28 protein-coding genes are annotated in these 25,650 nt (G+C 59.9%); 26 read left to right on the forward strand and 2 right to left on the reverse strand.

The features are described from left to right. Positions 1 to 2 precede the first annotated feature (2 nt). The 26 genes from U1A24_RS01465 (at position 3) to U1A24_RS01590 (ending at position 22,102) form a co-directional block, all read left to right on the forward strand. Positions 3 to 896, forward strand: coding sequence for a sulfotransferase (locus tag U1A24_RS01465; protein WP_322320222.1), 894 nt, complete (start codon positions 3 to 5; stop codon positions 894 to 896). Then, positions 893 to 2,131 carry an NADH-quinone oxidoreductase subunit D gene (locus U1A24_RS01470; protein WP_416173445.1) on the forward strand — a complete coding sequence of 413 codons (1,239 nt, stop codon included), beginning with the start codon at positions 893 to 895 and terminating at the stop codon, positions 2,129 to 2,131. Before U1A24_RS01465 ends, U1A24_RS01470 begins: the two co-directional genes overlap by 4 nt. Beyond that, positions 2,131 to 3,354, forward strand: coding sequence for an NADH-quinone oxidoreductase subunit E (locus U1A24_RS01475; protein ID WP_322320223.1), 1,224 nt, complete (start codon positions 2,131 to 2,133; stop codon positions 3,352 to 3,354). The genes U1A24_RS01470 and U1A24_RS01475 overlap by 1 nt, the downstream gene beginning before the upstream one ends. A 5-nt stretch (positions 3,355 to 3,359) precedes the next feature. Next, positions 3,360 to 3,614 (forward strand): hypothetical protein, encoded by a 255-nt coding sequence (locus tag U1A24_RS01480; protein WP_322320224.1) that lies wholly within the window; start codon positions 3,360 to 3,362, stop codon positions 3,612 to 3,614. Continuing rightward, complete coding sequence (locus U1A24_RS01485) at positions 3,574 to 3,834, forward strand: DUF5337 domain-containing protein (RefSeq protein ID WP_416136379.1); 261 nt, start codon at positions 3,574 to 3,576, stop codon at positions 3,832 to 3,834. The genes U1A24_RS01480 and U1A24_RS01485 overlap by 41 nt, the downstream gene beginning before the upstream one ends. Positions 3,835 to 3,847: 13 nt before the next feature. After that, on the forward strand, positions 3,848 to 5,143 hold the full coding sequence (gene nuoF, locus U1A24_RS01490) for an NADH-quinone oxidoreductase subunit NuoF (RefSeq protein ID WP_322320225.1): 1,296 nt from the start codon (positions 3,848 to 3,850) through the stop codon (positions 5,141 to 5,143). A gap of 3 nt (positions 5,144 to 5,146) precedes the next feature. Continuing rightward, the gene (locus tag U1A24_RS01495; RefSeq protein WP_322320226.1) at positions 5,147 to 5,458 is read left to right on the forward strand and encodes a hypothetical protein; all 312 of its coding nucleotides are present in this window, start codon (positions 5,147 to 5,149) and stop codon (positions 5,456 to 5,458) included. Further along, positions 5,455 to 5,772: a hypothetical protein gene (locus U1A24_RS01500; RefSeq protein WP_322320227.1), complete on the forward strand. Its 318-nt coding sequence runs from the start codon at positions 5,455 to 5,457 to the stop codon at positions 5,770 to 5,772. Before U1A24_RS01495 ends, U1A24_RS01500 begins: the two co-directional genes overlap by 4 nt. 107 nt (positions 5,773 to 5,879) lie before the next feature. Further along, positions 5,880 to 6,287 (forward strand): DUF5333 domain-containing protein, encoded by a 408-nt coding sequence (locus U1A24_RS01505; protein ID WP_322320228.1) that lies wholly within the window; start codon positions 5,880 to 5,882, stop codon positions 6,285 to 6,287. Then, on the forward strand, positions 6,284 to 6,787 hold the full coding sequence (locus U1A24_RS01510) for a DUF3291 domain-containing protein (RefSeq protein WP_322320229.1): 504 nt from the start codon (positions 6,284 to 6,286) through the stop codon (positions 6,785 to 6,787). The genes U1A24_RS01505 and U1A24_RS01510 overlap by 4 nt, the downstream gene beginning before the upstream one ends. A 2-nt stretch (positions 6,788 to 6,789) precedes the next feature. After that, positions 6,790 to 7,296, forward strand: a complete 507-nt coding sequence (locus U1A24_RS01515; protein ID WP_322320230.1) for a DUF3291 domain-containing protein — start codon at positions 6,790 to 6,792, stop codon at positions 7,294 to 7,296. A gap of 4 nt (positions 7,297 to 7,300) precedes the next feature. Continuing rightward, a complete protein-coding gene (gene nuoG, locus U1A24_RS01520; RefSeq protein WP_322320231.1) occupies positions 7,301 to 9,310 on the forward strand; it encodes an NADH-quinone oxidoreductase subunit NuoG in 2,010 nt (669 codons plus the stop codon). Between the two features lie 3 nt (positions 9,311 to 9,313). Further along, positions 9,314 to 9,715: a hypothetical protein gene (locus U1A24_RS01525; protein WP_322320232.1), complete on the forward strand. Its 402-nt coding sequence runs from the start codon at positions 9,314 to 9,316 to the stop codon at positions 9,713 to 9,715. Positions 9,716 to 9,757: 42 nt separating this feature from the next. Then, positions 9,758 to 10,795, forward strand: a complete 1,038-nt coding sequence (gene nuoH / locus U1A24_RS01530) for an NADH-quinone oxidoreductase subunit NuoH (protein WP_322320233.1) — start codon at positions 9,758 to 9,760, stop codon at positions 10,793 to 10,795. A 114-nt stretch (positions 10,796 to 10,909) separates the two neighbouring features. Then, a complete protein-coding gene (locus U1A24_RS01535; protein ID WP_322320234.1) occupies positions 10,910 to 11,194 on the forward strand; it encodes a hypothetical protein in 285 nt (94 codons plus the stop codon). A gap of 16 nt (positions 11,195 to 11,210) precedes the next feature. Beyond that, positions 11,211 to 11,714 (forward strand): NADH-quinone oxidoreductase subunit NuoI, encoded by a 504-nt coding sequence (nuoI, locus tag U1A24_RS01540; protein WP_322320235.1) that lies wholly within the window; start codon positions 11,211 to 11,213, stop codon positions 11,712 to 11,714. Positions 11,715 to 11,718: 4 nt separating this feature from the next. Continuing rightward, complete coding sequence (locus U1A24_RS01545; protein WP_322320236.1) at positions 11,719 to 12,129, forward strand: carboxymuconolactone decarboxylase family protein; 411 nt, start codon at positions 11,719 to 11,721, stop codon at positions 12,127 to 12,129. After that, a complete protein-coding gene (locus U1A24_RS01550) occupies positions 12,126 to 12,740 on the forward strand; it encodes an NADH-quinone oxidoreductase subunit J (protein ID WP_322320237.1) in 615 nt (204 codons plus the stop codon). The genes U1A24_RS01545 and U1A24_RS01550 overlap by 4 nt, the downstream gene beginning before the upstream one ends. Positions 12,741 to 12,817: 77 nt before the next feature. Next, the gene (locus U1A24_RS01555; protein WP_322320238.1) at positions 12,818 to 13,255 is read left to right on the forward strand and encodes a hypothetical protein; all 438 of its coding nucleotides are present in this window, start codon (positions 12,818 to 12,820) and stop codon (positions 13,253 to 13,255) included. 91 nt (positions 13,256 to 13,346) lie between these two features. Next, positions 13,347 to 13,652 (forward strand): NADH-quinone oxidoreductase subunit NuoK, encoded by a 306-nt coding sequence (gene nuoK, locus U1A24_RS01560; RefSeq protein ID WP_299474701.1) that lies wholly within the window; start codon positions 13,347 to 13,349, stop codon positions 13,650 to 13,652. Between the two features lie 4 nt (positions 13,653 to 13,656). Continuing rightward, entirely contained in the window at positions 13,657 to 15,918 is a 2,262-nt protein-coding gene (gene nuoL, locus U1A24_RS01565) for an NADH-quinone oxidoreductase subunit L (RefSeq protein ID WP_322320239.1), read from the forward strand. A 4-nt stretch (positions 15,919 to 15,922) separates the two neighbouring features. Next, positions 15,923 to 17,446 carry an NADH-quinone oxidoreductase subunit M gene (locus tag U1A24_RS01570; protein ID WP_322320240.1) on the forward strand — a complete coding sequence of 508 codons (1,524 nt, stop codon included), beginning with the start codon at positions 15,923 to 15,925 and terminating at the stop codon, positions 17,444 to 17,446. A 12-nt stretch (positions 17,447 to 17,458) separates the two neighbouring features. After that, on the forward strand, positions 17,459 to 18,895 hold the full coding sequence (gene nuoN, locus U1A24_RS01575; RefSeq protein WP_322320241.1) for an NADH-quinone oxidoreductase subunit NuoN: 1,437 nt from the start codon (positions 17,459 to 17,461) through the stop codon (positions 18,893 to 18,895). A 19-nt stretch (positions 18,896 to 18,914) separates the two neighbouring features. Beyond that, positions 18,915 to 19,643, forward strand: coding sequence for a biotin--[acetyl-CoA-carboxylase] ligase (locus U1A24_RS01580; RefSeq protein ID WP_416173446.1), 729 nt, complete (start codon positions 18,915 to 18,917; stop codon positions 19,641 to 19,643). Between the two features lie 12 nt (positions 19,644 to 19,655). Further along, positions 19,656 to 20,429, forward strand: a complete 774-nt coding sequence (locus U1A24_RS01585) for a type III pantothenate kinase (RefSeq protein ID WP_322320243.1) — start codon at positions 19,656 to 19,658, stop codon at positions 20,427 to 20,429. After that, complete coding sequence (locus U1A24_RS01590; protein WP_322320244.1) at positions 20,426 to 22,102, forward strand: ribonuclease J; 1,677 nt, start codon at positions 20,426 to 20,428, stop codon at positions 22,100 to 22,102. Before U1A24_RS01585 ends, U1A24_RS01590 begins: the two co-directional genes overlap by 4 nt. 68 nt (positions 22,103 to 22,170) lie before the next feature. Here U1A24_RS01590 and U1A24_RS01595 read toward each other — a convergent pair whose 3' ends face one another. Continuing rightward, positions 22,171 to 23,832 (reverse strand): DEAD/DEAH box helicase, encoded by a 1,662-nt coding sequence (locus tag U1A24_RS01595; protein ID WP_322320245.1) that lies wholly within the window; start codon positions 23,830 to 23,832, stop codon positions 22,171 to 22,173. A 157-nt stretch (positions 23,833 to 23,989) separates the two neighbouring features. Beyond that, the gene (locus U1A24_RS01600; RefSeq protein WP_322320246.1) at positions 23,990 to 25,498 is read right to left on the reverse strand and encodes an aldehyde dehydrogenase family protein; all 1,509 of its coding nucleotides are present in this window, start codon (positions 25,496 to 25,498) and stop codon (positions 23,990 to 23,992) included. Positions 25,499 to 25,650: the final 152 nt, after the last annotated feature.

Genomic DNA, 25,650 nt, shown 5'->3' on the forward strand with positions numbered 1-25,650 from the left:
CGGTGAGCAAGCAGCCGACATTCTTGTTTTGTGTGGGGGCGACGAAAGCCGGGACATCCTGGCTTTACGAGCATCTGTCCGCGCATCCAGAGTGTCATTTCCGCACGATCAAGGAATTGCACTACTTCACCCTGAAGACTGAAGCGCAGTTCGACGGAGCTTTGCGCGGGGTGGATCGGCAGATTGCCGAAATGCAGGCGCGTCTGGATGCGGTGCCGTATGAGCGCAAAGCCGCGGTGGCGCAGCGTTTGGCCGATCTGATCGAATGGCGCGCGGTTTTGGCGCATCGGGCGATTGATCTGCCGACTTACCGCGCCTTTCTGACCAAGGGCGCTGGCGATGCGCGGCTGGTGGGCGATGTGACGCCCGCTTATGGCTTGATGGCCGAGCAGGATCTGGCTGGCTTGGCGCGGGTGGCTGCGGATACAAGGGTAGTCTATCTGATCCGCGATCCGCTGGCGCGGCTGTGGAGCCATGTGCGGATGATTGCGGCGCGCACCGCACCGGATCGGCTGGCGCAGGCGGCTGAGGCGCAGATGGCGGCAATCCTCGACGGTGATCTGTCGGGCGAGGGCAAGGGCATCGTGGCGCGCGGCGATTATGCGCGGATTTTGCCCAAGCTGCTGCGGGCGGTTCCGGCAAAATCGCTGCTGGTGCAGTTTCAGGAAGAGCTGATGACGCTGCCGGGGATCGCAAAGCTGTCGGCACATCTGGGCTTGAGTGCCGCGCCTGCCGCGTTGGATCGCCGGGTGCATGAAGGTAAATCGGTGACGCTGCCCGAGGCTTTGCGGGCGCGGGCTTTGCTCTGGCTGCGGCCACAATACGATTATGTCGCTGCGATGTTTCCGGCTTTGCCAGAAGCTTGGCGCAAGAATATGGAAAAGGGCTTCGCATGATGGACGGCGATATCCGCGTGAACACCTATGATGATGGCACGGCCGACAGCTTGGCGGGCGAGCAGCGCATCCGCAATTTCAACATCAACTTCGGCCCGCAACACCCTGCGGCGCATGGTGTTTTGCGTTTGGTGCTGGAGTTGGACGGCGAGATTGTCGAGCGCTGCGATCCGCATATTGGCCTGCTGCACCGTGGCACCGAAAAGCTGATGGAAAGCCGCACCTATCTGCAAAACCTGCCGTACTTTGATCGGCTGGATTATGTGGCGCCGATGAACCAGGAACATGCCTGGTGTCTGGCGATTAAGCGTCTGACCGGCACGGCTGTGCCGCGCCGGGCGTCGTTGATCCGGGTGCTTTATTCGGAAATCGGCCGGATCCTGAACCATTTGCTGAACACCACCACGCAGGCGATGGACGTGGGGGCGCTGACGCCGCCGCTCTGGGGCTTTGAAGAGCGCGAAAAGCTGATGGTGTTTTATGAGCGGGCTTCCGGCGCGCGACTGCACTCGGCCTATTTCCGGCCCGGTGGCGTGCATCAGGATCTGCCGCCCGATCTTATCAACGATATCGAGGCTTGGACCGAGACCTTCCCGAAAGTGCTGGAAGATCTGCACGGGCTTCTGACCGAAAACCGCATCTTCAAGCAGCGCAACGCCGATATTGGCGTGGTGACGGAAGACGACATCCAGAAATACGGATTTTCTGGTGTGATGGTGCGCGGATCGGGTCTGCCGTGGGATTTGCGGCGTAGCCAACCCTATGAATGCTATGACGAATTTGAGTTCAAAATTCCGGTCGGCAAGAACGGCGATTGCTATGATCGCTATCTGTGCCGGATGGAAGAAATGACGCAATCGCTGCATATCATGCGGCAGTGCATCACCAAACTGCGGGCCGAACCGGGTGAAGTTTTGACCCGCGGCAAGCTGTCGCCGCCGAAACGCGGCGAGATGAAGACCTCGATGGAGGCTTTGATCCACCACTTCAAACTTTACACCGAGGGCTTCCATGTGCCCGCAGGGGAGGTTTACGCAGCGGTTGAAGCGCCGAAGGGTGAGTTTGGCGTGTATCTGAAAGCGGATGGTTCCAATAAGCCGTACCGCGCCAAGATCCGCGCGCCGGGTTTCCTGCATTTGCAGGCGATGGATTATATCTGCAAAGGCCACCAGCTGGCCGACGTTTCTGCAATCATCGGCACGATGGATATCGTGTTCGGGGAGGTCGACCGCTAATGCTTCGCCGTCTGCACAAAGAACAACCCGCGTCATTTGCTTTTACCCCGGCCAATCTGGCTTGGGCTGAGGGCCAGATTGCGAAATACCCTGAGGGGCGTCAGGCCTCGGCGATCATTCCGCTGCTGTGGCGCGCGCAAGAGCAAGAGGGTTGGTTGACCCGTCCTGCGATTGAGCATGTCGCGGATAAGCTGGGGATGGCGTATATCCGTGCGCTGGAAGTGGCGACTTTTTACTTCATGTTCCAGCTGCAACCGGTTGGAAGTGTTGCGCATATCCAGATTTGCGGCACCACCTCCTGCATGATTTGCGGGGCGGAGGAGTTGATTGCGGTTTGCCGCGAGCTGGTCGCGGATAAGGCGCATGCACTGTCTGCGGATGGCAAATTCAGCTGGGAAGAAGTCGAATGTCTGGGGGCTTGCACCAATGCGCCGATGGCGCAGATCGGCAAGGATTATTACGAGGATCTGACGGCGGACAAGCTGCGCGCGTTGATCGGGCGGTTCTCGAAGGGTGAGGTTCCGGTGCCGGGGCCGCAGAATGGGCGCTATGCGTCCGAGCCTTTGTCGGGGCTGACTTCGCTAAAAGCGCATGAAGCGGGGCGTAAGCCTTATAACGCTTCGGTGCAGAATGCGGTGGATATTGGCGATACGGTGAAGCGGATTGATGGCACCGAAGTGCCGCTGTTGACGCCGTGGATCCCGAAGGTTGTGAAATCTGATCCGAAACTGGCGGCGATGCCAGAGGCTGTGACGCCTGCCGTTGGTGTGGCGGTTGAACCGAAACCGGGGGCGGCGGCGGTGGCCGACAGGACCGGCGTGACCGTGCAGGAAGCGCCTGTGATGCCGGTGGGTAGGCCAGAGGCAGTCGTTTCGGCAAAACCGACCAAGGCTGCACCGAAGGCAAAGCTTGAGCCGGCGGCTGTTGCCTCTGAGGGCGGCACCCAGCCGAAAGCGTTGAAGGCGGCGCGTAAGGGCGTGGCGGATGATCTGCAAAAGATCGAGGGCATTGGCCCGGTGCTGGAAAAGCTGTGTCACGGGTTGGGTATCTTCCACTTTGACCAGATCGCCAGCTTTGGCCCTGCCGAAATTGCGTGGATGGATGGCAACCTGAAAGGCTTCAAGGGCCGGGTCAGCCGGGATAAATGGGTGGCGCAGGCCAAACTGATTGGTGAGATCGGGCTGGATGCCTTCCTGATACGCGCCAAATCGAATGATTATTGAGGGCGATGATGGATCACTCACACGATCATGCGAGCGTTGATGGGCCTTGGGCCGGTGGCTGGCTTGTTGCTGTTGTGGCGGCATTGATCGCAGCAGGGCTGGCGGTTTGGCTGGGCGAGGTCGGTGCTTCCGCGATGGTAATCGTCGGGTTGGTGGTGTTCGGGGTTTACGCCGTGCTGTTGGGCAACGGCGGGGTGGAATTGACGGTAACGGATGATCATGGTCCTGCGGGCGATGATCATGGCCACGGGCATCACTGAGATGGCTGCTCCGGGTCCACAGGATAAGACGGCGCGGCAGACCAGGCTGGTGGCTTTGGTGATTGCAGGCACGATGATCTTGTGGATGGCGGGCCAGCAGATTGGGGCTGAACTGGGTTTGCCGCTGAAATACACGCTGCTGCTCGATCTGGCGGCTTTGGCCGGGTTCATCTGGGCCTTGGTCGTGACGTATCAAATTTGGCGCGCGCGCCGCACGTAAGGAAGGGGCAGCTATGCTCGACGATAAGGACCGCATCTTTACCAACCTTTACGGCATGCACGACCGTTCCTTGGCGGGCGCGCGGGCGCGGGGGCATTGGGACGGCACGGCAGAAATCATTGCGCGTGGGCGTGATACCATTGTCGAGCAGATGAAGGCCTCGGGGTTGCGCGGGCGTGGTGGGGCAGGGTTCCCGACCGGGTTGAAATGGTCGTTCATGCCGAAGCAATCGGATGGCCGCCCGTCTTATCTGGTGATCAACGCCGACGAATCCGAACCCGGCACCTGTAAAGACCGCGAGATCATGCGGCACGACCCGCATACCCTGATCGAAGGCGCGCTGATTGCATCTTTCGCGATGGGGGCGAATGCCTGCTACATCTATATTCGCGGCGAATATATCCGTGAGCGTGAGGCTTTGCAGGCCGCTTTGGACGAATGCTACGACGCGGGCCTGCTGGGCAAGAATGCCGCAAAATCCGGCTGGGATTTTGATTGCTACCTGCATCATGGCGCTGGCGCTTATATCTGCGGCGAAGAAACCGCTTTGCTGGAAAGCCTTGAGGGCAAGAAGGGCATGCCACGGATGAAGCCGCCGTTCCCGGCAGGCTCGGGGCTGTATGGCTGCCCGACCACGGTAAACAACGTGGAATCGATCGCGGTTGTGCCGACGATTTTGCGGCGCGGGCCAGAGTGGTTTGCAGGCTTTGGTCGGCCAAACAATGCCGGCACCAAGCTGTTCGGGATTTCCGGCCATGTGAACAATCCGTGCGTGGTGGAAGAAGCCATGTCGATTTCGCTGCGCGAGTTGCTCGATGTGCATTGCGGCGGCGTGCGTGGCGGCTGGAAGAACATCAAGGCGGTGATCCCGGGCGGGTCTTCGGTGCCAATGCTGAACGCGGCGCAATGCGAAGATGCGATCATGGATTTCGACTGGCTGCGCGAGCAACGCTCGGGTCTCGGCACGGCGGCGGTGATCGTGATGGATCAATCGACCGATGTGATCAAGGCGATCTGGCGGCTGTCGAAGTTCTACAAGCACGAGTCTTGCGGCCAATGCACGCCCTGCCGCGAAGGCACCGGCTGGATGATGCGGGTGATGGATCGTCTGGTGCGCGGTGAGGCCGAGGTTGAAGAAATCGACATGCTGATCTCGGTGACCAAGCAGGTTGAAGGCCACACGATTTGCGCTTTGGGCGATGCGGCGGCTTGGCCGATTCAAGGACTGGTGCGGCATTTCCGTGAGGAAATCGAGGACCGGATCAAGGCGAAGAAAACCGGGCGCATGGGCGCGATGGCTGCGGAGTAAATGATGCGTTTTCGGCTGGTACTGGCAATCGGAATGGCTTTGGCCCCGCTTCATGCGGGTGCTGAGGCGTATCCGGGTTTGCAGCTTCCGGCCGAGCATCGTGGCGTGAAATATATGGTTGAGATCACCGCCGAAGATACCGCAGGGCCGTTTGATGCGCGGGTGTGGCGGATTGACGGGGGCTCGATGGCCTACGAGCGCAAGATTGGTCAGGCCTTGGTCAAGGATGCTTGCGCGGGTGAGGGGTATTCCTTTCGCGCAGTGCAGCCGAAACTGGTCAAGGGTCAGCTGATGTTCACGGGAGCTTGCATATGATGCGGGCGGCTGTGGTGATCGGATTTGCTGGGCTGGCGGGCTGCGTGGGTGGAACCCGCCCGATGTCTTTGGCCGAAAGCGGGCCAGTTTCGGTGGAATTGGCGGGCAAGTCCTACATCGCCGATCTGCAGCCGTCTGGATCGGGGGCAGTTTTGGCGATGACGCGCGATGGTGCGGCGTTCGGCAATTTTGAAGGGCTTGAGGCCAAGCGGGCGGCGGAAGCGTTTTGTGGCTCGCGCGGGCGCGCGGTCAGCCGCGCGGCTTACGGCCATTATGTTGGCGGTGCCTGGCTGTTCAAAGGGGGCTGCGCATGATCCGGGCAGCTTTGAGAGGCGATAACCTGCGCAGGTCACGGGCTTGTCATGGGATATCAGCGACGTCGCGGGATATGGTCCGGGCTGTCGATGCCAAGGAGGCCAAAATGACCAAGATTTTCCGTAGTTTGACGCTGGTTGCTGTGATCGCCGCAACCCCGGCGCTGGCCCTGGAGCCGCTGAACAAGGACGCCCGTGTCACCGAGTCTTTGGTGGCGGTGCGGGTGGGCGACACGATCCGCAATACTTGTCCGTCAATCAGCGCCAAGATGTTCACCGTGCTGTCGAAGTGGAACGAGTTGAAATCCTACCTGCGTGCCAAGGGTTACACCGAGGACGAGGTCGAGGCGTTCCGCAAAAACAAGGTGGAAAAAGCCCGCATCAAGGGTTTGGCGGCGGACTATCTTAAAGCCGCCGGTGCGGTTGAGGGTGACGTGGAAAGCTACTGCAAAGTTGGCCGTGACGAAATCGCCAAGGGCACTTTGGCCGGGTCATTGCTGAGGTCGTACAAATGACCAACAGGCCCGGATACCATCTGGCCGAATTGAACGTGGGGCGCCTGTTGGCCCCCACGGACGATCCGCGCGTGGCGGAGTTCATGGGCGCGCTGGACCGGGTGAACGGGCTTGGCAAACGTATGCCGGGCTTTGTCTGGATGATGGAAGGCTCGGGCGAACCGGGCACCGGCAATACCGAAGCCAAGATCGGCGGCGATCCGCAGTTTGTCTCAAACCTGACGGTTTGGGAAACTGCTGAGACATTGGAGAACTTCGTGTTCGGCACCGTGCACCGGGTGTTCTACGAACGCCGGGCTGAATGGTTTGAAGTTTTGGGCAAGATGCATTTCGTGATGTGGTGGGTGCCGGTTGGGCATAAACCCTCGCTGGATGAAGCCCTTGAACGGCTTGCAGAATTGCAAGCAAACGGCGATACGGACCGGGCGTTTGGCTGGTCTTATTTGAACGAAGCGCAGGGGATGCAAATCCGGTCCTGCGCACCAATGGCTGCGGAGTAAAGATGCATCTGGCCGAGTACAACTTTGGAATGTTGCGCCACGGGTGGGACGACCCCCGGAGCGCCGCCTTTGTTGAGGGGCTGGATTTGGTCAATGGCGTTGCTGATCGGGCCAATGGCTTTGTGTGGCGCGCGACCGATGCGGACGTGGGGACCGATGGGGCCGTGGTTTCGGATCTCGCTCCAGAGGATCGGGCGCGGCTGGAGCATGAAGATTTGGCGGCAACGCTTTCGATCTGGGAAAGCGTTGAGGCGCTGGAACAATTTGTCTGGAAAACTGTCCATCGCCAGTTCTATGCCCGCAAGGCCGAATGGTATGACGCGGTAGGCAACGGCAATCTGGTGCTGTGGTGGGTGGCTGAGGGTGAGCGCCCGACCTCCGCTGAAGGCATGGCGCGCTGGCGGCACTTGCAGGACAACGGTAATACGGATCATGCCTTTGGCTGGTCTTATCTGAAAGAAGCGCAAGCGTGGAAAACCCATGCTTGTGCCCCAATGGCGGCGGAGTAAGCGGATGTCGAACCTCAAGAAAATCAGCATCGACGGGATCGAAGTTGAAGTCGATGGCGCGATGACGATCATTCAGGCGGCGGAAGTCGCCGGGGTGGCGATTCCGCGGTTCTGCTATCACGAGCGGCTGACGATTGCGGGCAACTGCCGGATGTGTCTGGTTGAGGTTGTCGGCGGCCCGCCGAAGCCTGCGGCGTCTTGTGCGATGCAGGTGCGCGATTTGCGGCCCGGCCCGAATGGCGAAGCGCCGGTGGTGAAAACGACGTCGCCGATGGTGAAGAAGGCCCGCGAGGGCGTGATGGAATTTCTGCTGATCAACCACCCCTTGGATTGCCCGATCTGCGATCAGGGCGGCGAGTGTGATTTGCAGGATCAGGCGATGGCGTTTGGCGTCGATTTCTCGCGCTACCGCGAGCCGAAGCGCGCGTCCGAGGATCTGAACCTTGGGCCACTGGTGGAAACCAAGATGACGCGGTGCATTTCCTGCACCCGCTGTGTGCGATTTACCTCGGAAGTCGCGGGCATCTTGCAGATGGGCCAGACCGGGCGCGGTGAGGATGCTGAGATTACCTCGTATCTGAACGCGACTTTGGACAGTAACCTGCAAGGCAATATCATTGACCTTTGCCCGGTGGGGGCTTTGACCTCGAAACCCTATGCGTTCACCGCGCGGCCTTGGGAATTGACCAAGACCGAAAGCATCGACGTGATGGATGCTTTGGGGTCCAACATCCGTATCGACACCAAAGGCCGCGAAGTGATGCGGATTTTGCCGCGTAACCATGATGGCGTGAACGAGGAATGGATCTCGGACAAGACCCGTTTCATCTGGGACGGGCTGCGTCGTCAGCGTCTGGACACGCCTTATGTGCGGGAGAATGGCCGTCTGCGCAAAGCGGGCTGGGGCGAGGCTTTGACCTTGGCGGCGGCTGCCGTGAGGGGCAAGAAGGTCGCTGGTCTGGTCGGCGATCTGGCCTCGGTTGAGGCGGCTTATTCGCTGAAGGCTTTGATCGAAGGCTTGGGTGGCATGGTCGAAAGCCGCACCGATGGCGCGCGTTTGCCGATGGGCAACCGTTCGGCTTACGTCGGGACGGCGGCGATTGAGGATATCGACAGCGCCAAGACAATCTTGCTGATTGGCACCAATCCGCGCGTTGAGGCTCCGGTGTTGAACGCACGGATCCGCAAGGCGTGGTCGGCGGGCGCGAATGTCGGGCTGATCGGTGAAGCGGTCGATTTGACCTATGATTACAAACACATGGGCACGGATCGCGCGGCGCTGGCGGCTTTGGTTGGCAAGGTCACGGAAAAGCCGAATACCATTGTGATCGTCGGGCAGGGCGCTTTGAACGAGGCCGATGGTGAGGCGGTTCTGGCGCATGCGATGGCTTATGCCGAAGGTGCGGGCGGCAAATTGCTGGTGCTGCACACGGCTGCGGGTCGCGTCGGTGCGATGGATGTTGGCGCTGTAACCGAGGGTGGGTTGGCTGCGGCGACCGAGGGCGCAGAGGTGATCTACAACCTCGGCGCCGATGAGATCGAGATCGCTGCGGGTCCGTTCGTGATTTATCAAGGCTCGCATGGCGACCGTGGTGCGAACCGCGCCGATATCATCTTCCCGGCGGCGGCTTACACGGAAGAAAGCGGCTTGTTCGTCAACACCGAAGGCCGGCCTCAGTTGGCGCAGCGCGCAGGCTTTGCGCCTGGTGAGGCGAAAGAAGGCTGGGCGATCTTGCGGGCATTCTCGGCAGAGGTGGGCAAGACCCTGCCGTGGGATAGTCTGGCGGCTTTGCGCAAGGCGCTGATCGCAGCGCATCCGCATCTGGGGATGATCGACCATGTGCCAAGCAATGATTGGCAGCCGGTGGCGTTGCGGGATATGGGCAAAGCAGATTTCCGCAATGCTTTCAAAGGTTTCTATCTGACCAACCCGATTGCACGCGCCTCGAAGGTGATGGGCGAGATGGCGGCGCTGGAAGCGGATCGGGCCAAAACCCCGATGGCGGCGGAGTAGGTCATGCGGCTTGCAGGCCCCTTTGCCATCGGACTGGCTGCCTCGGGCAGCCTGTTCGGCTGTGCGGCGGAGAAACCTGCGGCGGATATGGCGTTCAATCCGAGCTACAACGGAATTGAGACCATCCTGCTTGACGGCGATCTGGTGAATTTCCGGGTGGCGATGACGGGTGCGCGGGATGACAAGGATGTGGCGGCTTATGCGGCCTGTGCGGCGGCGCAATATGCGCTGATCCGGGGCTTTGGATTTGCGCGGCATGTGCGGACGAATGTGGCGATAAAGGGTGGCGTTTGGCGGGGGGATGCAGTTTACACCATCTCGGCGTCGCTGCCCCGCGGTGTGAAAACGATAGATGCCGAAGTGACCGTGCGCGATTGTGGTGCGCAGGGGATACCGACGGTTTAAGGCCTAAGATAAGGCCGATGAGTTAAGGGAACGTGAGGGATCATGGCTGACTTTTTGCAAACCGGGCTGGGGATAGCGCTGTTGATAGCGCTGCAAAGCCTTGCCATCGTTGCTTTTGTGATGCTGAGCTTGCTGTTCCTTGTCTACGGCGACCGCAAAATCTGGGCGGCGGTGCAGATGCGCAAGGGCCCGAACGTGGTGGGGCCGTTTGGCTTGCTGCAATCGGTGGCCGATGCGCTGAAATATGTGGTGAAGGAAATCGTGGTGCCCGCTGGGGCCGACCGCGCGGTGTTTTTCCTCGCCCCGATCCTGAGCTTCGTGCTGGCGATCCTTGCATGGGCGGTGATCCCGTTTGATAGCGGCTGGGTGCTGGCAGATATCAACGTCGCCATCCTGTTCGTGTTCGCGGCGTCCTCGCTTGAGGTTTACGGCGTGATCATGGGCGGGTGGGCGTCGAACTCGAAATACCCGTTCCTTGGGTCGTTGCGGTCAGCGGCGCAGATGATTTCGTATGAGGTCAGCCTCGGCCTGATCATCATCGGCATCATCATCTCGACCGGCTCGATGAGCTTTTCGTCGATCGTGCATGCGCAATCGGGCAATCTGGGCATGTTGAACTGGTATTTCATACCGCATTTGCCGATGGTGTTCTTGTTCTTCATCAGCGCCTTGGCCGAAACCAACCGCCCGCCGTTCGACTTGCCCGAAGCGGAATCCGAACTCGTCGCGGGCTTCATGGTGGAATATTCCTCGACGCCATATCTGTTGTTCATGGCCGGCGAATATATCGCGATCTTCCTGATGTGCGCGCTGATCTCTTTGCTTTTCTTCGGCGGCTGGCTGTCGCCATTCCCGTTCTTGGCCGATGGATGGTGGTGGATGGTCGCCAAAATGTGGGTGTTCTTCTTCATGTTCGCCATGGTGAAGGCCATCGTGCCGCGCTACCGCTATGACCAGTTGATGCGGATCGGCTGGAAAGTGTTCCTGCCGCTGTCCTTGGGCTGGGTTGTCATCGTGTCGTTCTTGGCAAAATACGAAGTGTTCGGCGGCTTTTGGGCGCGCTGGACGATGGGAGGCTGAGGCGTGTTTAGATTGGCTTTCCTATTCAGTGTTGTGGTCGTGGGGCACGCATGCGCAGCCGCCGATTGCGATGCTGCGGCAGCCAAATTCGTGAAGTCAGTGCCAAGCGGACCAATGGAGACGCTTGGTGGGAAAACGATGGCTGAGGCATTATCGGACGTTGAGCACAGGTGGTTCTTGGTCGCGCCAGCTTATGGTGGTGCTGTATTGGTCTTTCAGAAATCTCCTGAAACAGCTGACGCGGCACTATTGCTTGCTCTCGATACGTTGGTGGATTGCTGGCAGCCTGCTGATGATGCAGGAAGCGCAAAACAACAAAAGGCGGTTGCGGCTTTTTATGAAACCTTCCCGCCAGAAGCTCGGTTGGAAATTCGAAGCAAGGTTGAGGCACTGCAATGAAGGATAGGAAATAGCCATGGGTCCGGCACGCACAACCGATTACCGCCGCGCAGCGAAGTATTTCCTGCTGATGGACTTCTTCAAAGGCTTCGGTCTTGGCTTCAAATATTTCTTCGCGCCGAAATCGACGCTGAACTATCCGCATGAAAAGGGGCCCTTGAGCCCGCGCTTCCGGGGCGAGCATGCGTTGCGCCGCTATCCGAATGGCGAAGAACGCTGCATTGCCTGTAAGCTGTGTGAGGCGATTTGCCCGGCGCAGGCGATTACCATTGACGCGGAACCGCGCGAGGATGGCAGCCGCCGCACCACGCGCTATGACATCGACATGACCAAATGCATCTATTGCGGTTTCTGTCAGGAAGCCTGCCCGGTGGATGCGATTGTCGAGGGGCCGAATTTCGAATTCTCCACCGAAACCCGCGAGGAACTGTTCTACAACAAGGACAAGCTGCTGGCGAATGGCGCGCGCTGGGAAGCCGAGATTGCCCGCAACCTTGAACTCGACGCCCCGTACCGGTGATATGATGACAGACGCATTCAACCAGATCTTCAAGCAGATGATGGAGCAGGGCAGCCAGATGGCCAAGGCCTTCGCGCCCGGTTTGGAGGGCGTCGATGTGAAGGCGTTTGAAAAGCTGTTCCCGGCGATGCCGAAGGAAATGCTTGAGGCGTTCTTTGGCAAGACCTTCAACCCCGAGGGCCTGGATGCCCGCACGCGGTTTCTGGTGACGATTGCAGCACTCACCGTGCTCGGTCCGCTTGGCGAGTCGCAGATGCGGGTGACGGTGAAGAATGCTTTGGCCGCCGGGGCCACAAAGCGCGAGATCGCCGAGGTGATCTGGCAGATGTCGATGTTCGGCGGCCCGCCCGCCATGCAGAAGGCGCTTGAGATAGCTCAGGACGTCTTTGCTGAAACCGAGGAGAAAGCGCCATGAGCGTTGCAGATCTGGCCTTTTACGCGTTTTCCACCGTGACGGTTGCGGCGGGTTTGCTGGTGACGCTGTCGCGCAACCCGGTGCATTCGGTGCTGTGGCTGATCCTGGCCTTCTTGTCCTCGGCGGGTCTGTTCGTGCTTCTGGGCGCGGAATTCGTCGCCATGCTGCTGATCATCGTCTACGTCGGTGCGGTTGCCGTGCTGTTCCTGTTCGTGGTGATGATGTTGGACGTGGATTTTGAGGAACTCAAAGGCGAGATGTCGCGCTACATGCCGCTGGGTCTGCTGGTCGGCGTGATCATCATCATGCAACTGGTACTCGGCGTCGGCGCTTGGGTGCAGGCCGATGGTGCGATGGGTCTGCGTGCAGCGATCACGCCGGATCTGGCGCAAGTGGAAAACACCCGCGCATTGGGTCTGCTGATCTATGACAAATACCTGCTGCTATTCCAGCTTTCGGCCTTGGTGCTGCTGGTCGCGATGATCGGCGCAATCCTGCTGACCTTGCGCCACCGCAAGGATGTGAAACGCCAGAACGTGCTGCACCAGATGTGGCGCGACCCGGCAAAGGCGATGGAATTGATGGATCCGAAACCGGGGCAGGGCCTCTAAATAGTAAGCGTGGAGTGGTGCAAATGAGATCTTTCGTACTTCCCTTTCTTGTCGCTATGTTAACGGTCGGCCCGGCTATGGCAGACCAAAAGCAGGTCGTGCGCGATCTGAAAAAATGCGGCAGCGAGGCCACCAATGCCTTTGGCAAGCATCGCGAAAATCCCGCGATTGATGAGGGCAACGGCTATGTCGGCTTTGAAACCGACGAGTCCGATGCCAGCGGCACCAAAGAGAAATACACGCTGGTCAATTGCGCGACCCGCAAACTGGTGCAGATCAATGCCGAATATCTGCTGAAGGATTCCAGCAAAGGCCTGCCGGGGCATGGCGATCTGTTTGCCTTCGTCGACGCGCTGCGGGCGAAGAAAAAGCTGGCGAACGAGGATCTGTTCATCAAGAACGCACAGCGCGGCGGCTACGAAGTGATCAAGGGTCAACTCGCGAAAGCCTATACCCCGAAAGCCTCGCGGGGCGATTGCGGCTGCTCGCTCTACTACCCTGAGACGATGCCGTAAGGGCAGTCATTACGCTGGCCACCTGTGTGGCCAGCAGCACTTCAAGTGCAACGCAGAAAACGACAACGGGCAACGACCCGGAGGGACGAAAATGGTAGGACTGGAACATTACCTTGTGGTGGCGGCGGCTTTGTTCGTCATCGGGATCTTTGGCATCTTCCTGAACCGGAAGAATGTCATCGTCATTCTGATGTCGATCGAACTGATGCTGCTGGCGGTCAACATCAACTTCGTCGCCTTCTCGTCGCAGCTGGGCGATCTGGTGGGGCAGGTGTTCACCATGTTCATCCTGACGGTGGCGGCGGCAGAGGCTGCGATTGGTCTTGCGATCCTGGTGGTGTTCTTCCGCAACCGCGGCACCATTGATGTCGAAGATGTTAACGTGATGAAGGGCTGAGATCATGGATATGCAACTCAGCGCCAAGATCATTCTGTTTGCACCCTTGGTCGGCGCGATCCTGTGCGGCTTTGGCTGGCGGTTGATTGGCGAGAAGGCAGCGACGTGGCTAACCACGGTGGTTTTGTTCATCGCCGCCATCCTGTCATGGTATACTTTCCTGACCTTTCAAGGCGATACCCAGCATATCACCGTGCTGCGCTTCATCGAATCCGGCACGCTTTCGACCGAATGGGGCATCCGGCTTGACCGGATGTCGGCGATCATGCTGGTGGTGGTGAACTCGGTTTCGGCCCTGGTGCATCTTTATTCGCAAGGCTACATGGCGCATGATGAGAACTGGGCGCATGGCGAAAGCTATCGGCCCCGCTTCTTCGCGTATCTGTCGTTCTTCACCTTTTCGATGCTGGCGCTGATCACCTCTGACAACTTGGTGCAGATGTTCTTTGGTTGGGAGGGCGTGGGCGTTGCCTCATATCTGCTGATCGGCTTCTACTACCGCAAGCCAAGCGCCAATGCCGCCGCGATCAAGGCGTTTGTGGTCAACCGCGTTGGTGACTTCGGCTTCGCGCTGGGGATTTTCGCGCTGTATTATCTGACCGACAGCATCAAGTTTGATGAGGTTTTCGCGGCCGCGCCACAACTGGCACAGACGCAGTTGCATTTCTTGTGGGCTGACTGGAACGCCGCAAATCTGATCGGTGTTTTGCTGTTCATCGGGGCTATGGGCAAATCGGCGCAGCTGTTCCTGCACACCTGGTTGCCGGATGCGATGGAAGGCCCAACCCCGGTGTCGGCGCTGATCCATGCCGCCACGATGGTGACGGCAGGGGTGTTCCTCGTCTGCCGGATGTCGCCGCTTTATGAATATGCGCCGGATGCCAAGACGATGATCGTGGTGCTGGGTGCGACGACCGCGTTCTTTGCGGCGACCGTGGGTCTGGTGCAGAACGACATCAAACGGGTGATCGCCTATTCTACCTGTTCGCAGTTGGGTTACATGTTCGTGGCAGCCGGCGTGGGCATGTATCCGGTGGCGATGTTCCATCTGTTCACGCACGCCTTCTTCAAAGCGATGCTGTTCCTCGGCGCAGGCTCGGTGATCACGGCGATGCACCATGAGCAGGATATGCGGAATTACGGCGGCCTCAGGAAAAAGATCCCGCTGACGTTCTGGGCGATGATGATCGGCACTTTGGCGATCACCGGCGTGGGGATTCCGCTGACGCATTACGGCTTTGCTGGCTTCCTGTCGAAAGATGCGGTGATCGAAAGCGCTTGGGTCGGGTCGAACTATGCCTTCACCTTGCTGGTGATCGCGGCGTTTATGACTTCGTTCTACTCATGGCGGCTGATGTTCATGACCTTCTACGGCAAGCCGAAGGGCGACACCCATGCCTATGATCATGCGCATGAAAGCCCGCTCACAATGCTGATCCCGTTGGGAGTGCTGGCTTTGGGTGCTGCGTTCTCGGGCATGGTCTGGTACAACAGCTTCTTCGGCGATGAGGCGAAGATGCGCGCTTGGTTCAACATGGAACCTGTGCATGAGCAGGCGGCTGAGGAAGGCCACGCCGTGGAAGCTGTGGCAGAGGCGGCTCCGGCTGCCAGTGCTGAAGCGCCTGTGACCGAAACGGCTCCGGCTGCGACACCTGAGACTGCCACGACTGCGTCAGTTCCGGCTGCCACAGCGACCGAGGCCGCTCCTGCGACAGAAACTGCTGTGGCTGCGACGACCGAAGCGGCCCCAGAGACCCATGCGACCGAGGGCACTGAAGCTGCTGCTGCACCTCTGCATCTAGAGCCGGGTGTCGCTCCGAAAGGTGCGATCTATCTTGGCGCGGACAATCATGTGCTGCACGCGGCGCATGAAGCGCCGAAATGGGTCAAGGTTTCGCCGTTTATCGCGATGGTGTTGGGCTTCCTGCTGGCGTGGAAATTCTACATCCGCAGCCCGGAACTGCCGGGCAAACTCGCGGCGCAACAGCGCCCGCTGTATCTGTTCCTGCTGAACAAATGGTACTTTGACGAGCTTTACAACGTGATCTTCGTCAAGCCCGCGTTCTGGCTGGGCAACTTCCTGTGGAAGAAGGGCGACGGTGTGGTGATTGACGGCGCACTGAACGGTGTGGCGATGGGGATTATCCCGTTCTTCACCAAACTCGCCGGGCGCTGGCAATCGGGCTACGTCTTTACATATGCCTTCGCGATGGTGCTGGGGATTGCTGCCCTGCTGACCTGGATGACGCTTACGGTGGGGCACTAAGAGCATGACTTACCTTCTTTCCATCATCATCTTCCTGCCCGCAGTGGCGGCCGCCATTATGGCGCTGTTCCTACGCGGCTCGAATGAAGCCACCGCCAATAACGCGAAATGGCTGGCGCTGATTGCCACCACGGCGACCTTCATCGTCTCGCTGTTCGTGCTGAAGGGTTTCGATGCCAGCAACGCGGGCTTTCAGTTTGTCGAAGAGGCGAACTGGATCCTTGGGCTGAAATACAAGCTGGGCGTGGACGGCATTTCGATCCTGTTCGTGATGCTGACGACCTTCCTGATGCCGATCACGATCCTCTCGTGCTGGGCTGTTACCGACCGCGTCAAGGAATACATGATCGCCTTCCTGCTGCTGGAAACACTGATGCTTGGCGTGTTTCTGGCACTCGATCTGGTGCTGTTCTATCTGTTCTTCGAGGCAGGTCTGATCCCGATGTTCCTGATCATCGGCATCTGGGGCGGCAAGGACCGGATTTACGCGGCGTTCAAGTTCTTCCTTTATACCTTCCTCGGCTCGGTGCTGATGCTGGTTGCGATGATCGCGATGTATTGGGCGGCGAAAACGACCGATATTCCGACGTTGATGACGTTCAAATTCGACTCTGCGCCGATGGTGGTGCTGGGGATGAGCATCACCGGCGGTTTGCAAACGCTGCTGTTCCTTGCGTTCTTCGCCAGCTTTGCGGTGAAAATGCCGATGTGGCCGGTGCATACTTGGTTGCCCGATGCGCACGTTCAGGCCCCGACGGCAGGCTCTGTGGTGCTGGCGGCGATCTTGCTGAAAATGGGCGGCTATGGCTTTCTGCGCTTCAGCCTGCCGATGTTCCCGGTGGGTGCAGAGGTTTTGTCCTCTTTGGTGTTCTGGATGAGCGCTATTGCCATCGTCTACACTTCGCTGGTGGCGCTGGCGCAGTCGGATATGAAAAAGCTGATCGCCTATTCCTCGGTCGCCCACATGGGCTATGTGACGATGGGGATTTTTGCCGCCAATCAGCAAGGCGTGGATGGCGCGATTTTCCAGATGATCAGCCACGGCTTTATCTCGGGCGCAATGTTCCTTTGTGTCGGCGTGATCTATGACCGGATGCACACGCGGGAAATCGACGCTTACGGTGGCTTGGTCAACCGGATGCCGGCTTACGCTTTGGTGTTCATGTTCTTCACCATGGCCAACGTAGGCCTGCCGGGGACTTCCGGTTTCGTCGGCGAATTCCTCGTGCTGGCAGGCATCTTCCAGGTCAACACTTGGGTCGCTGCCGTCGCCACTTCTGGCGTGATCTTCTCGGCGGCTTACGGGCTTTACCTCTACCGCCGTGTCGCCTTCGGGGCGCTGGTGAAAGAGGCCTTGGCCACCATCCAAGACATGAGCCGCCGTGAGCGCGCAATCTTCGCGCCGCTGATCGTGATGACTTTGCTGCTGGGCGTCTATCCGGCGCTGGTGCTGGATATCATCGGGCCGTCGGTCAAGGTGCTTGTCGATAATTACCAAACGGCCGTGACGGCCTTTGCTGCGAACTAAGGGACAGACCAGATGAACGCTTTAGACTTTCATATCGTTCTGCCCGAGGTCTTGCTGGCGCTTTATGCGATGGCTGCGCTGCTGGGCTGTGTTTACGCGGGCAAGGATGCGCTGACCGGGGTGGTGACTTGGGCCACCGCCGGGGTTTTCGTCGCCCTTGCTGCATATATCGGCGTTGCGGGTGAGGGCGCGAACCTGGGTTTTGAAGGCATGTTCGTTGATGATGCTTTCGCGCGCTTTGCCAAAGTGGTGATCCTGCTGTCGGCTGCGGGCGTTTTGGTGATGTCGCAAGACTACCTCGCGCGCAACGAGATGGGTCGGTTTGAATATCCGATCCTCGTGGCGCTGGCGGTTGTCGGCATGATGTTCATGGTCTCGGCGGGCGATCTGATGGTGCTGTATCTCGGGCTGGAGCTGCAATCCCTCGCGCTTTACGTCGTGGCCGCGATGCGCCGTGATAGCGTGAAATCGACCGAGGCGGGCCTGAAGTATTTCGTGCTGGGCTCGCTGTCCTCTGGTCTGCTGCTCTATGGCGCGTCGCTGGTGTATGGCTTTGCAGGCACCACGCTGTTCAGCGGCATCCTGTCAACGCTGGGTGGAGAGCTGCATCTTGGGCTGGTGATCGGTCTGGTGTTCCTGATCGCAGGCATGGCGTTCAAGGTTTCGGCGGCACCGTTCCATATGTGGACGCCGGATGTCTATGAAGGCGCGCCGACCCCAGTGACCGCGTTTTTCGCAACGGCCCCCAAGGCCGCGGCGATGGCGATGATCGCCCGTGTGGTGTTTGATGCCTTTGGCGCGATCCCGGCACAGTGGAGCCAGGTTCTGGCAGCGCTGGCGGTGTTGTCGATGTTCCTGGGGGCTATTGCCGCGATTGGGCAGCGCGATATCAAGCGGCTGATGGCTTATTCCTCGATTGCCCATATGGGTTATGCCTTGGTTGGTCTGGCGGCTGGCACCGTTGAAGGCGTGCAAGCCATGCTGATCTACATGGCGATTTACGTCACGATGAACCTTGGCACCTTTGCGTTCATCATGTCGCTGGAGAAGGATGGCAAGTCGATCAGCGATATCGACAGCCTGAACATGTTCTCAAAGCGTGAACCGTTGAAGGCGCTTGCCGTGCTGATCCTGATGTTCAGCTTGGCCGGTGTGCCGCCGATGCTAGGCTTTTTCGGGAAGTTCTATGTGCTGAAGGCGGCAGTGGATGCGGGCATGACCTGGCTTGCGCTGGCGGGTGCTGTGGCTTCGGTGATTGGCGCGTTCTACTACCTCCGCATCGTGTTCTTCATGTATTTCGGACGTGAGACCGAAGGTGCGACCAGCCGGATGGTTCCCGTGCAGTGGCTGATGCTGGTTGCCGTTTCGGCGGTGATGCTGCTGGGTGTGGTCAATCTGTTCGGCATCGAAGCGGTGGCGGCAACGGCGGCACAAGCGCTTGTCGGCTAAAGCCGCATGGCCTGCGGGCGTGGCGCGCCACGTCCTTGCATCGGTCGATAGCACCAATGCCTATGCCTTGCGCATGGCCCCGGAAACACCGGGGCCTGCGTGGTTTATGGGGTTGGAGCAAACGGCGGGGCGTGGGCGGCGGGCGCGGCCCTGGGCCTCTCCGCGCGGCAATTTTTACGGCACATTGCTGCTGCATCCGCATGAGCCGCCCGAGCAGATTGCCCTGCGCAGTTTTGCCGCCAGTCTGGCCCTGCGCGATGCCTTTGTCAGTCTGACTGGGTTGCCCGCAGCCTTTGCGCTGAAATGGCCGAATGACGTGCTGCTGAACGGCGGCAAGGTGGCGGGGATTTTGCTGGAAAGCACCGCGAACACACGCGGCGGCTTCGATCTTGCCATCGGCATCGGCGTCAATCTGATCGGTGCGCCGGATCCCGCAGCGGTGGAGCCGGGAGCGATAATCCCGGTTAGCCTGCTGGCCGAGACTGGTTTGCGCGTAACGCCTGAGGCCTTCCTTGATGCCCTCGCCCCGGCCTATGCAGCGTGGGAGATGAAATTCGTCAATCAAGGCTTCACCGCTTTGCGCCAAGAATGGCTGACCCATGCGGCGCGGCTTGGTGACACCATCCGCGCCCGCACCGGCAGCCAGACCCGTGAAGGCGTGTTTGAAACCATTGATCCGGCGGGCAATCTGATCCTGCGGATGTCCTCCGGCCCTGTCGCAATTCCTGCGGCAGAGGTGTTTTTCTAAAGGGGCTACCTGATGCTTCTGGCCATCGACTGCGGCAACACCAACACGGTTTTCTCGATCTGGAACGGCGCGAAATTCATCGCCACCTGGCGCATCGCCACCGATCACAAGCGCACGGCGGATGAGTATTTCGTCTGGCTGTCCAGCCTGTTGATGCTGACCAAAACCGAAGCCCAGATCACCGAGGCGATCATTTCGTCGACTGTGCCGCGCGTGGTGTTCAATTTGCGCGTGCTGTGCAGCCGCTATTTCGACTGCCGCCCGTTGGTGGTGGGCAAGCCGGAATGCAACCTGCCCGTGCCGCCTCGGGTCGATCAGGGCACCACGGTGGGGCCGGACCGGTTGGTCAACACGGTCGCAGGGTTTGACCGCCACGGCGGCAATCTGATCGTGGTCGATTTTGGCACCGCCACCACCTTCGACGTGGTGGACCACGACGGCGCTTATGTCGGCGGTGTGATTGCCCCCGGCGTCAACCTCAGCCTTGAGGCGTTGCATATGGCCGCAGCAGCCTTGCCGCATATTGACATCGCCAAGCCCGCAACGGTGATTGGCACGAATACGGTGGCTTGTATGCAGTCGGGCGTGTATTGGGGCTATATTGGCTTGATCGAAGGCATTGTCCGGGAAGTGCGCCGCGAGCGTGATCTTGGGATGAAAGTAATTGCCACCGGCGGCCTGGCATCATTGTTTGCTCAGGGAACTGAGCTATTTCACGCGATTGAGGACGATCTGACCATGCATGGCCTTGTCCTGATCAACAACTATAACAAGGAAACGGCATGAGCGGTGAGCGGCTGATCTATCTACCATTGGGCGGGGCCGGCGAAATCGGCATGAACGCTTATGTCTATGGCTATGGCCCGAAGGGCAAAGAACGGCTGATACTGGTCGATCTTGGCGTGGCTTTCCCGGATATGGATACCTCTCCGGGCGTTGATCTGATCATGCCGGATATTTCGTGGCTGGCCGACAAGCTGGATCGGCTTGAGGCGATTTTCATCACCCACGCGCATGAAGACCATATCGGCGCTTTGGCGCATCTGTGGCCGTCCTTGCGCAAACCCGTCTACGCACGCCGTTTTACCGCCACCATCGGTCGGTTGAAGTTTGAAGAATACGGCCTGCCGAAAGACGCCATCACCCTGGTTGAATCGCGCCCCCACACGGTTGAAGCTGGCCCGTTCAAGGTGCAGTTCGTGCCGGTGGCGCACTCGATCCCGGAATCTGGTGGCTTGGTGATTGACACGCCCGCAGGTCGGATTTTCCACTCCGGCGATTTCAAACGCGATGCCACGCCGATTGTCGGTGAAGGCTGGGATGATGCGGTGATGGAGGCGATTGCCGCCGAACGCCCGATCAAAGCGCTGATGTGCGACAGCACAAATGTGTTCTCGCTGCACGAAGGCCGCTCGGAAAGCACGCTGAAAGCCCCGATTGCCGAGCTGATCAAATCGGCGGGCGGCATGATGGTGGCAACGACCTTTGCGTCAAACGTCGCCCGTCTGAAAACCTTGGCCGAAGCGGGCCGGATGGCGGATCGCTCGGTCTGCCTGTTGGGCCGGGCGATGAAACGGATGGTGTCGGCGGCGGAAGAATCCGGCGTGCTGAAAGATTTCCCGCCGACGATCACCCCAGAACAAGCGCTGGAAGTGCCGCGCAAGAACCTGATGCTGATCGTGACCGGCTCACAGGGTGAACGCCGTGCCGCTTCGGCGCAGCTGTCGCGCGGCAAGTATCTGGGGATAGAGCTGAAAGAGGGCGATACGTTCCTGTTCTCGTCCAAGATCATCCCCGGCAACGAACGCGGCGTTTATGCGATTGTGAACGCTCTTTCGGAAAAAGGCGTTGATATCGTTGATGATAACAATGGGCTTTACCATGTATCCGGCCATGCCAACCGCCCGGATCTGGAGCATGTGCACCGGTTGTTCCTGCCCGACATGCTGATCCCGATGCATGGCGAACACCGCCACCTGCGCGAACATGCCCGCATCGGTCTTGAGGCTGGCATCGCCTCGGCCGTTGTCACCAACGGTATGATGATGGACATTACCGGCGATGTGCCGAAATTGGCTGAACATATCGAAGCGGGCCGCACCTATCTCGACGGTTCGGTGCTGATCGGCGCGCTGGATGGTGTGGTGCGCAACCGCATCCGCATGGCGCTGAATGGCCTCGCAATGGTGACGGTGATTTTGGACGAGCAGGATCAACCGTTGGGCGAGGCTTGGGTCGAGCTGATGGGCCTGCCGGAAACCGGCAAAGGCGGGCGGGCTTTGGCCGAAACGCTGGAGACCGAGCTGACCGAGTTCCTCGATGGCGCGGCGCGCAAGCTGCTGTCGAACGACGACAAGATGGACGAAGCCTTGCGCAAGATCGTGCGGCAAGTCTCGATGGAAGAGATCGGCAAGAAGCCCGAAGTGATCGTTGTGGTCAGCCGTCTGGCGGCTGAATAACCTAACAAGCCGTTGAAATGAAAAGGGCCTCGCAGATTGCGAGGCCCTTTGCATTCTGTCGCTTGGGATCAGCCTTCGCTGCCGGTCGCGGCCAATTCTTCCGGCTCATCGGCCGTCATCGTGGTGATCGCAAAGCTGCGCAGGATGAAATCGGGCACATGATCGCCCATGCCAACCACACGCTCGCCATTGTCACGGCCGCCACGATAGTCGCGGCGATCATCCCGGCGGGGCTCGTTCCGCGTGTCGGCACGCGGTTCCGAGCGGTGTTCGTGACGCTGCTCCGAACGGCCTTCCGACGAACGACCTTCCGAGCGTGGCTCGCCGCGCGGCTCTGACCGGCGGTCATCTTCGCGACGCGGGCGCTCTGTGCGCTCGGGGCGGGCGGCAGGCTCGGCGCGGACAGGGGCCTCGGCTGCGGCTTCCACCACGGCAACGGCTTCCACCGGCTTATCTTCATGCGGCGCGCGCTCACGCGAGCGGCCTTCGCCCCGGCTGCTTTCGCCACGGCCACCACGGCTGCGCGAGGAAGAACGCTCTTCCCGTGGACGCTCTGGCGTATCCGATGCACCTTCCAGCGCACCTTCTGGCACTTCACCACGCGGAATCGGCTGTTTCACCAGCGCTTCAATGGCGTTGATGTATTTGTCATCCGACGGCACCGCGATGGTATAGGCTTTGCCCAAACGACCTGCGCGCCCGGTGCGGCCAATGCGGTGAACGTAATCTTCGGGATGCGAGGGTGCGTCAAAGTTGAACACATGGCTCACCGCCGGAATATCAAGCCCGCGTGCCGCCACATCCGACGCCACCAGCAGATGCACCGAGCCATCGCGGAAACCGTCCAGCGTCTTGGTGCGCACCGATTGATCCAGATCGCCGTGAATCGGCGAGGCGTTAAAGCCATGCGCCTTGAGCGACTTCGACACCACATCCACATCCATCTTGCGGTTGCAGAAGATGATCGCATTGGTGCAGGATTCGCCTTCGGCCTTGATCAGTGCCCGCAGCACGGCGCGCTTTTCGGCGAAGCTCTTGTCTTTACGCGACGGCGTGAACTGGATCAGTTTTTGCTCGATCGTCAGCGAAGCGGTGGCTTGCCGCGCCACTTCGATCTTGACCGCATTGGACAGGAACGTGTTGGTGATCCGCTCAATTTCCGGTGCCATCGTTGCCGAATAGAAGAAGGTCTGGCGGGTGAACGGGGTCAGGCTGAAGATGCGCTCGATATCGGGGATGAAACCCATGTCGAGCATCCGGTCAGCCTCGTCCACGACCATGATCTGCACGCCGGTCAACAGCAGCTTACCGCGTTCGTGGTGATCCAGCAGGCGGCCGGGGGTGGCGATCAGCACATCAACGCCACGGTCGATCAGCTTGTCTTGCTCGCCAAACGAAACGCCGCCGATCAGTAAAGCCTTGGTCAGCTTGGTGTATTTGGCATAGGTTTCAAAGTTTTCCGCCACTTGCGCCGCCAGTTCGCGCGTCGGTGCCAGCACCAGAGAGCGCGGCATCCGCGCTTTGGCCCTGCCTTGGCCCAGCAACGTGATCATCGGCAGCACGAAGCTGGCGGTCTTGCCGGTGCCGGTCTGGGCGATGCCCAGCACGTCTTTGCCTTGCAGCGCGTGCGGGATGGCTTGCGCCTGAATCGGGGTAGGGGTTTCGTAGCCAGCTTCCGCCACGGCCTTGAGCACGCGGGGGTCCAGCGCGAGATCTGAGAATTTGGTCATCTGCGTCCTAAAGATGCGGGTTCGGCCCGCATGAAATGAAGGGACGCTGCTTTCCCGGGCGCCCCGGCGTCTGGGCGCTATGGCCCTTCCGCGCGGATAGCCGAATTTGCGCGGAAGGTCAAGGTTTGTGGGAGAATCGGCCTGCGAAGCGCCAATCTTAGCCGATATCGAAGCTTACACCCTGCGCCAGCGGCAAGGTGGTGCCGTAGTTGATGGTGTTGGTGGCGCGGCGCATGTAGGCTTTCCAAGCGTCCGAGCCGCTTTCGCGGCCGCCGCCGGTCTCCTTTTCACCGCCAAACGCGCCACCAATTTCAGCACCCGAGGGGCCAATATTGACGTTGGCGATGCCGCAATCGCTGCCACGGGCGCAGAGGAACGCCTCGGCCTCGCGCAGATCATTGGTGAAGATCGACGAGGAAAGCCCCTGCGGCACTTCATTGTGTTTCTCAAGAACATCGTCGAAGTCCTTGTAACGCATCACATAAATGATTGGTGCGAAAGTTTCGTGCACCACGGGGCCGACTTGCGCGGGCATCTCGACCAGTGCGGGATGCGCGTAAGCGCCGCCCAGACCTGTGACAGGTGCGCCACCATGTACGGTGCCGCCAGCGGCGCGGGCTTGCTCCAACGCTTTCGCCATGCCGTCCAATGCACCGTCGTCGATCAGCGGGCCGATCAGCACGCCTGTTTCCAGTGGGTTACCGACTTTGACCGAAGCATAGGCCGCTTTCAGACGCGGCAGGAAAGCGTCATAGATGCTGTCATGCAGGAACAGGCGGCGCAAAGTGGTGCAGCGCTGGCCTGCGGTGCCCATCGCCGCGAACGCCACGCCGCGCAGGGTGAGGTCAAGATCGGCGGAGGGGGTGACGATAGCCGCGTTGTTGCCACCAAGTTCCAGCAGGCTGCGGCCAAAGCGGGCGGCGACTTTCGGGCCAACCTCACGGCCCATCCGGGTCGATCCGGTGGCGGAAACCAGTGCCACCTTCGGGCTGTCAACCAGCGCTTCACCCAAGGCGCGACCACCGATCAGCAGGCTGGACAGGCCCTCGGGGGCGTGGTGGCCCGCATCTGCGAAGCGGTGCAAAGCGCGCTCCAGCAGGGCATGGGCGGCAAGCGCCGACAGCGAGGCCTTCTCGGACGGCTTCCAGACCACGGCATTGCCGCAGACCAAAGCCAGCGCCGTGTTCCACGACCACACCGCCACCGGGAAGTTGAAGGCTGAAATAACCCCAATCACACCAAGGGGATGCCAGGTTTCCATCATGCGGTGGCTGGGGCGCTCGGATGCAATCGTATAGCCGTAAAGCTGCCGCGACAGACCCACGGCGAAGTCACAGATGTCGATCATCTCCTGCACTTCGCCCAAGCCCTCGGACACCACTTTGCCGACCTCGATCGACACCAGACGGCCCAAGGCAGCTTTGTTGGCGCGCAACTCTTCCCCCAGCAAACGCACCAGTTCCCCACGCTGCGGCGCGGGCACGTTGCGCCAGTCGCGGTAGGCGCGATGGGCGGCCTGGATTGCGGCTTCGGCTTCGGCGGCGGTGTGTTCGGCAATAGAGCCAAGAGACTCCCCGGTGATCGGAGAGCGGGTTGGCATCGGGCCGGCTTTCGGGGTGACGCCAAGCTGAGCCAGCAGGGTTTGCACTTCGGTATTCAGCGACATCGGCGGCCTCGTTTGCAGGGAATTTGCCGCAATAAGCAGGCCTACGCGAGCGCGCGCAAGGGGGCGGATCAGCCGGGGCATTGCGGGTTTGCTGCAAATTTCAGGCATATCGCCGGAATCATCCGGCATTATGCAGGGCAAATCCCTACGGA

The organism is Cypionkella sp., assembly GCF_034376685.1.
Classification (GTDB): Bacteria; Pseudomonadota; Alphaproteobacteria; order Rhodobacterales; family Rhodobacteraceae; genus Cypionkella.